5 protein-coding genes are annotated in these 7,952 nt (G+C 59.8%); 2 read left to right on the plus strand and 3 right to left on the minus strand.

All coding sequences use genetic code 11. The features are described 5' to 3' along the window. Positions 1-11: 11 nt before the first annotated feature. On the minus strand, positions 12-2,345 hold the full coding sequence (locus GF399_00645) for a hypothetical protein (GenBank protein MBD3398822.1): 2,334 nt from the start codon (positions 2,343-2,345) through the stop codon (positions 12-14). A gap of 126 nt (positions 2,346-2,471) precedes the next feature. Then, positions 2,472-3,128: a site-2 protease family protein gene (locus tag GF399_00650; GenBank protein MBD3398823.1), complete on the minus strand. Its 657-nt coding sequence runs from the start codon at positions 3,126-3,128 to the stop codon at positions 2,472-2,474. A gap of 258 nt (positions 3,129-3,386) precedes the next feature. Here GF399_00650 and GF399_00655 point away from each other — a divergent pair, with 258 nt between their 5' ends. Then, positions 3,387-3,806 (plus strand): hypothetical protein, encoded by a 420-nt coding sequence (locus GF399_00655; protein MBD3398824.1) that lies wholly within the window; start codon positions 3,387-3,389, stop codon positions 3,804-3,806. After that, on the plus strand, positions 3,706-4,863 hold the full coding sequence (locus tag GF399_00660) for an SH3 domain-containing protein (GenBank protein MBD3398825.1): 1,158 nt from the start codon (positions 3,706-3,708) through the stop codon (positions 4,861-4,863). Before GF399_00655 ends, GF399_00660 begins: the two co-directional genes overlap by 101 nt. A 123-nt stretch (positions 4,864-4,986) precedes the next feature. Here GF399_00660 and GF399_00665 read toward each other — a convergent pair whose 3' ends face one another. Continuing rightward, entirely contained in the window at positions 4,987-7,197 is a 2,211-nt protein-coding gene (locus GF399_00665) for a GAF domain-containing protein (protein ID MBD3398826.1), read from the minus strand. Between the last annotated feature and the right edge of the window lie 755 nt (positions 7,198-7,952).

Raw genomic sequence — 7,952 nt, forward strand, 5'->3', positions numbered from 1 at the left:
CGCGACGGCTGCTAGCGGTTGCCGGTACCGGCGTAGCGGCCGATGACCGTGGTGTTGGCCCGGATGGTCTGGGCGGTGCGATAGGCCCGGGGCAGGGTGTACTCGATGAAGGGGTCGTTATCGGTGACGGGCCGCACCCCCTCGACGTAGGCGCGGAAGGCGGCGTCGTCGAGGGCCAGGGCCTCGGCCAGGCGCAGGGGCGAATCGATGCCGACCTCGGCGAGATTGGCGACGATGGCGGGATCGCGGGCGGCTTCGCGGAAGCGTTCCATCTCGGGTTCGAGGGGCTGGTTGGAACCCAGCAGCACGGCGTCGTCGCCGGTCAGCCAGAGGCCGATGTGGGGGAAGGCGGCGGCGAAACTGGCGGCCATGGCGCGCATCTCGGCCACGGGGACCTGATAGAGGGGGATCCACTGGGTGCAGATACCGTCGTCGGTCAAAGCTTCGCGGCAGAGTTCGTAGTACTCGATGGTGTAGAGGTTGACCACGCCGGCCAGGGCGGGGTGCATCGGTTCGGCGGTGATGACGTCGTAGCGTTGGTCGGTGCACAACAGGTAGTTGCGGCCGTCGTCGATAATCACCCGGGCCTGGGGGTGGTTGAGGACGTCGAGGTTGAAGGCTTCGAAATAGGGCGCCATCTCGAGCACCCCGGGGGCGATCTCGACGCAGTCGACGCACTCGACGGCATCGTGGAGGGCCAGGGCGCCGAAAGTGGAACCGGAACCGAAGCAGATCACCAGCACCCGCTGTGGTTCGGGATGCACCAGCATCGGCAGGTGGGCCAGCAGACGGTTCTTGCGCATGTCGGCCACGGCGGTGTAGGTGGCCTGATTGCCGTCGATGAGCAGCTTGCGCGTCGGCAGGCCGCCGGTGCCGATCACATCGGGCTGTTCACGGACCTCGATGGTGCCCGAGGCGGTCTCTTCGTAATCCAGCAGCACCTCGCCTTGGCGCAGGAAATTGGCGCCCAGCTTGTCGAAGGGCAGCCAGAGGGCGCCCAGACCCAGGGTGGCGGCGCAACCGACCCAGCCGTAGAGACGTTGCCTGTCGCGTTCGACGAAGCCGGCGAAGGCGACGGCCGCCACACCGACGGCCAGGGCCGCCAGGAGGTAAAGGCTCCACTGGAAACCGATCAGCGGTATCAGGACGAAGCCGGTCAGCAGGCTGCCCAGGATGGTGCCCAGGCCGTTGGCGGCGACGATCTCACCGACGCGCTCGCCGGCGCGTTCGACTTCGCTGGTGTAGAGCCGGACGACGATGGGGAACAGCATCCCCAGCAGGATCGTGGGTGGCAGCATCACCACGATGGTCAGCACGATCGAGCTGCCGACCAGAGAGCCCCAGCCGGCGATCCCGCCGACGAGGGACTGGGAGAAGTCGCCCATCGCGCCGGGCCAGTTGAGCGCTAAACCCGTTGATAACAGCGCCGTCAAGCCGACGCCGACCTCGAGCCAGGCGAAGGCCCGCCCGGGGTTCTTCAAACGTTTGACCAGGCTGGAGCCGATCGCTCCGCCCAGGGCCAGGCCGGCCAGGTAGATGCCCAGCATGGCCGAGAAGGTGTAGGTGATATTGGAGAACCACAGGATCAGCGTCCGGGTCCAGACCAGCTCTAGCCCCAGGGCGGCGAAGCCGCTGACGGCGTAAAGGATCAACAGCAGCCGGGCCTTCTTTTCCCGGGGCGCCTTGAAACGCTCGACGGGCCGAACGGCGACGTCTTCACCCCGGGAGAGCAGCAGCGCCGCCCCGGCCGCAGCCAGGTTGAGTCCCGCTGCCAGCAGACTCGAACCCCAGAGGCCGAGGTGCTCGATCAGCACGAAGCCGGAGAGGAAGGTTCCGGCTACGGCGCCCAGGGTGTTGAGAGCGTAGAGCAGGCCGACGCGGCCGCCGAGGGAGGTCTTCTCCGCCGCGACGTGGCGGGCCAGGGCCGGCAGGGTGGCGCCCATCAGGGTCGTCGCCGGCAGCAGGGTCAACAGGGCCAACAGCGCCCGCACGGTGAGATAAAGGAACCCGCCGCCTCCCGTTGCGCTGTAGAGGGGCACGTAGAGGTGCTGGAACAGCGCCAGCAGCAGGGGCACCAGGAGACCGGCGACGCCGACGCCCAACTGCAGCAGGGCGTAAAAACGCAGCGGTTTCTTCATCCGGTCCGCCGCCCGGCCCAGCAGCCAACTGCCCAGGGCCAGGCCGCCCATGAAGGCGGCCAGCACCGTGGCCGTGGCCTGGCTGGTGGCGCCGAAGACAAAGGACATCCGGCGCAGCCAGACGACCTCGAAGATCAATCCGGCGGCTCCGGAAAGCAGAAAAAGGGTCGCCACGGCGGGCAGGTGTAAACGACGTTGATTGCTCATGCGCAAGATGGGCTTGAGGTGGAAGGCTATCTTAAGGCCGACGAGGCGGGAACCTGGCAAACAAACGGCCCCGGGACGCGGGGGGTATTATAACCCACGCGGGGGCGCCGGTCTAGGCGAAGAGAACTAGCCCAGGGGGGTGGTCAGCCACATCGTCAGGTCGTAGAACAGCTGGAAATAGGGCGTCAGCAGACCAGTGGCCACCAACAGGATGACGATGATGAAGCCGTAGGGGGCGATCTGGCTGATGTAACGGCCCGCCTTGGGCGGCAGGACGCTGATCAGCAGACTGGAGCCGTCCAGGGGCGGGATGGGCAGGATGTTGAAACCGGCCAGGATCAGGTTGATCAGCACGCCGTACTGCAGCAGTCCCATCAGGATGGCCGCCGGGGAGGTCAGGCCGCCCGGGGCGTGCTCGTGAACCCCGAACAGGTAGGCGACCTGCAGAATGATGGTGAAGCCCAGGGCCAGAAGTATGTTCGAGCCCGGTCCCGCCAGGCTGACGGCCAGGTGATCCCGCTTGGGGTTGCGCAGGTTGCGCACATCCACGGGAACGGGTTTGGCGGCGCCGATAATGAAGCCCGCCCCGGAGATGATCAGGATCGCCGGCAGCAGAATCGTCCCCACAAGACTGATGTGCGGCAGGGGATTGAGCGTCAACCGCCCGGCCAGCTTCGCCGTATCGTCACCGCGACGATGGGCCATCCAGGCGTGCGAGGCCTCGTGGAAGGTTAAACTAAAGAGCAGGACCGGTACGGCGATAATGATCTGCTGCCAATCCATGGGCTGCGCTGGACTCCAGAAGAGGTAGACGGTTGTCGGGCTTGAGCTACGTCGCGACGGCGAGCGGGGTTCCCGGCGATTATGCCGGTCCGGTGCCAAGATATCAAGGCCGGTTATCAGTGTTTCGTTTCATTAATCACTTTTCTAACAACCCCACTTGACATCTGTGCTAATAAAATGTACTTTTTTCTGTGTTTCGAATATGCGTTAGGAAAACACTTTTCTACTGCTACCGCCTTGGAGATTGGAGAGCAAATTATGTGTAAACAAAACATTGCTGTAATTATCCTATCCGCTGTTGTGTTTACTCTTGGGTGTAGTGATGACAGTGATAACACAAATGCTAATGAAATAGTTGAGGGTAGCGTTGATAAAGTAACTTTTAGTACACCTGAAGCATTAATCGAAGCATTCATAAGTGCGGTTAACAGCAATGACTTTTCAGTTTTTGATGATATGATACCAAATCAAAATATGCGCTTTAATATTACGCAGAGAATTAATAATTATAACTGGAAACTAACAAAGTACGAAATACTGGAAAGTAATAAAGGCAATATGATTGTATCTTTTGTGAATGACACAAAATTATATGTTGATGATGGGTATTTTTTTCAAAATATTTATTTATCTCAAGTTAATGGTAATAATTCAGGTGATCCTAGATTGGATAATTAGTGATGAGGTGTGGTGTTTACATATATATCAAATAGTATTTTCATACAATCGGACAGGCGAAGGTGAACTCTATGTAATTGATCCAACTGGCTTTAACGAGGAGCGTCTTACGATAAATGGTGGCGCTTTTCCTCACTGTAGGGCAGACGGTGAGCTAATAGTATATGAGAGAAATGGGATGATTTACACCATGAATCCAGACGGTACTAACCAGCAATATATAACACAAGGTAAAGAACCGGACTGGAGCTGGGACGGAAAAAGGATAGCATACTCATATAATGGAGATATACATATTTACAATTTAGAAGAAGGGACGAATATATATGTACCTTCCCCTTCTAAATCACATTTTCCATCTTGGAGTCCAGATGACCAGAAGTTAGTATTTGAATCCTATCATAACGGATTGAAAGGTGAAGCATATACTGTCAATACAGATGGAGACAGTCTTAGGAGAATAGCATCAGAAGGTAGTTACCCATCCTGGAGCATCGAGAACAATATTGTTTATGGTGTTGATAACGGTTTGGAAGTTACCGATTCCAATGGTAATAACAGCTCATATTTGTTCTTACCTAGAGCCCTTCAACCGGCTTGGAGCCCAGACGGTAGACGCATTGCATTTAGCCGTTACCCTGATATGTCACACTTAACTCTTGAAGATTTTGCTTCAGTCAGTTCTCCTGACGAATTAAATATAGATGAGGTTAATATATTTATTTCTGATGCAAACGGAAATAATGTAATACAAGTTACTGAAGAAGGGGGCGCTCAACCAGCCTGGCTCTTGTCCGACCAAACTGAGCCAAAGCTATACGGCAGGGCTGACTATCCCGAAACGCGGTACTTAACGATATGGTCTGGTCCGTTGAATTTACGTGACGCTCCAAATATTGATTCTGAAGTTGTAGATAAACTGAGAACAGGCCAAAAAGTATGGTTCGTTGATGAGGGACCGATGGATTATAGAGCTAATCACAATGCACCCTGGATTAAGGTGGTTACACAAGGTGGGATTGAGGGTTATATATTCAGTTATTTTAGCGATTACTAAACATTTAGTATAGTCATTGTTATTAGCTTGAATCTCCTAATAGGTGAATTCAAGCTTTTTTTAATTTTTCCACTTTAAATATAAAAGATATAATAATAATAGTAATATACATAAATATAAGCACTAAAATATCTGCTCGGCGGTGCGGCTGTCTGCGGGAATCTCTAGCTCGCCGCGCTTCCAGCGGGCGTACAGCGCTTCGACGCAGCGTCCGTCCAGCTTGCCGGCCTCGACCTGGGAGCGCAGGATGCTGAAGGCCTCATCGGGGGGCAGGGGTTCTTTGTAGTGACGGCGCTGGGTCAGGGCGTCGAAGATGTCGGCCACCATCATCATCCGGGCGCCGAGGGGGATGGCGTCGCCGGCCAGGCCGTCGGGGTAGCCGGAGCCGTCGAGTTTCTCGTGGTGGGCGCCGGCGACGTCGGGCACGTCGCGCAGGCCGCGCTCGAACTTGATCCGCCGCAGGAGTTGTTTGGAGATCACCACGTGGCGTTTCATCTCCTCGTACTCCTGGGGGGTGAAGCGCCCGGTTTTGCAGAGGATGCTGTCGCGGACGCCGATCTTGCCGACGTCGTGGAGCAGGGCGGCCACGCGCAGGGACTCCAGCGCGGCGCCCTCGAGGCCCATTTCGCGGCCGATCATCACGGTGTAGCGGGTGACGTTCTGGATGTGGTTGCCGGTGATCTTGTCCTTGGCGTCGACGGCCCGTGAGAGGGTTTCGGTGAAGGAGAGGAACATCGCCCGGCGCTGTTCATAAAGCAGGTTGTTTTCGATGCTGACGGCGGCCTGGGCGGCCAGGATCGACAACAGCCGTTCGTCGTCGGCGGTGAAGGCCTCGCTCTCCTCGAGGCGCCCGCCGGGGGGGCGGCGGTTGAGCACCTGGAAGACACCCATCACCCGGCCCTGCTTGTCGCGCAGGGGCAGGGCCAGGATGGACTTGGTGCGGTAGCCGGTCTGGCGGTCGATGTTGCGGTTGAAGCGCGGGTCGTCGTAGGCCTCGGGGATGTTGAGGGTTTCGCCGGAGGCGGCCACGGCGCCGGCGATGCCCTTGTCCGCCGGGAAGCGGATCTCTTCGGTCCCCTCGGCGACCATGCTCCACAGTTCTCCGGCCTCGCGATCGAGGATGAAGACCGTCGAGCGGTCGGCCTCGAGGATCTCCGTGGCCAGCTTGGCCAGGATCGTCAGCAGCTCGCCGATGGGCATGATCCGGCCGATGGCCTGACCGGCCTCGAGCAGGACCCGCTGGCGTTGGAGCAGGCGTCCGTTTTCGCGCTCCATCAGGGCGTTGGCGACGGCCACGCCGACGAAGCCCGCCAGCATTCTCAACTGCTCCTCGTCTTCGAAGCTGAACAGCCCGCGCTGTTTGTTGAGCACCTGGACTACGCCGAGGATGCGGCCGTCGCCGCGCTTCATCGGCATGACCAGCATGTTGCGCGTCTTGTAGCCCGTCTCACGATCCACCTCGGGGTTGAAGCGGGGATCGGCGTAGGCGTCGGCGATGTTGACCAGCTCGCCCGTCGTCGCTACATAGCCGGCCACCCCCTTCTCCCGGGGGATCCGCAGGCTGCGTTCGGTCAGGCCCTCGGCAACGATGCTCCAGAGCTCGTCGCGCTCCTCGTCGATGAGAAAGACCGTCGTACGCTCGGCCTCCATCACCTCGCTGGTCACCCGTGCCGCCAGCTTGAGCAGGCTCGTCAGGTCGCGCTCGCCGGAGAGCGCCCGTCCGACCTCGAGCAGTCGCCGCTGACGCCGGAGCAGCTCCTCGCTCTGGTGGTGCATGGCGGCGGTCTCCAGGCTGACCGCCCCGTACTCGACCAGACGTCCCAGCAGCCGCCGGTCGTGTTTGTTGAAGCGTCCCTGGCGTTTGTCGAAGACGGCCAGTACACCGAAGACGCGCCCCAGGCCTCCGGCCAACGGCAGGACCAGGGCGTTGCGCGGCCGGCGTCCGGCGCCGTCGAAGACCTCCCGCTCCGCCGCTGCGGAGCTGGAACGATACCAGGTCAGGGCTTCACCGCCGCCGAGAACGGGTTTCAGCAGGGTTTCCTGCTCCGCTGTCAGCACCAGGGTCTCGCCGAGGCCCGCCGCCCCCCAGAGCCCGGTGAAGGACTCCCGGGTAAAGCGCAGCTCGGCGTCCTCGGCGTCCAGCGCCGCGGCGGCGTGACGGGCGAACTGGCCCAGCAGTTGCTTGAGGTCCAGTTCGCCGGCCAGGTCCCGCGCCGCCTCCAGCAGGCGCCGCATCTCGTCCAGGCGGTTCTTGAGTCGCTCGTCGGCCGTACTCATGGCGGCCCCACCTTCCCCGGCAATGGGTAACGGTTCTCGGCTCAGACAGGTATACATATTAGCATACGCCGTCTTTCGCTTGGGGGTTCACCGCGGGGTCGCATGCTTTCACCGGTGGAAACGGGAAGCCCGCTACCGTTTGATGTGGACATTTCCAGCCGCATCTCTTGCAGTTACATCGACCAGCGGCCACCTCGCAGGGCTGCCGATGGTTACCTTAGGGGCGACTAATCCACCGGCCGCTTGCTTGTTCCGCCGCTCTTGGACTCCTGTTTCGGAGCGTTTTCCGTTCGCATTCGTCCAGCCGCCACTCGGTGGCGCATTTGTGAGGGATCCTGGTCCCCGAGCAGGTTGACACGGTTAGCCCTTCGCTGGACCTGGCTTCTCGAATCTACCATCCAACCTGATCGAGCGGGGCCTTCTCTTCGGGCAGTTCCACAGTCGTCCCTTATCATCTGGTCGATCCCGGTGGGCTATATCGAGAAAGCCCCTCTTGGGCCGCCGCCCGGATCATCAACGTGCAGTAATCCCCCCGGCCGAGGGCACACCGCGAGCGCCCATCATCGGTAGCCGTGGCTTCCCGTTACACTCTGGGGAGGAGCCTCGTCCACGGGCTGGGGTTGGGGGAGCAGGCATACCATGTTCGAGCTGCTGAGCGGCCCTGACCGGCCGCAAGCCCGGGGTGGAGAGCCTTGTGCTCTATAGGTTGAAATGTATTTGAACACTAACTCAATCAGCGACGGTCCGCCGGGGATTACTCCCATGTGTCCGTCCTGCGGGGGTTGATGAAAAGGCCGGGCGGGGTCTTGCGA

The sequence above is a fragment of the Candidatus Coatesbacteria bacterium genome, from assembly GCA_014728225.1.
In the GTDB taxonomy this organism is placed as follows: Bacteria; RBG-13-66-14; RBG-13-66-14; order RBG-13-66-14; family RBG-13-66-14; genus WJLX01.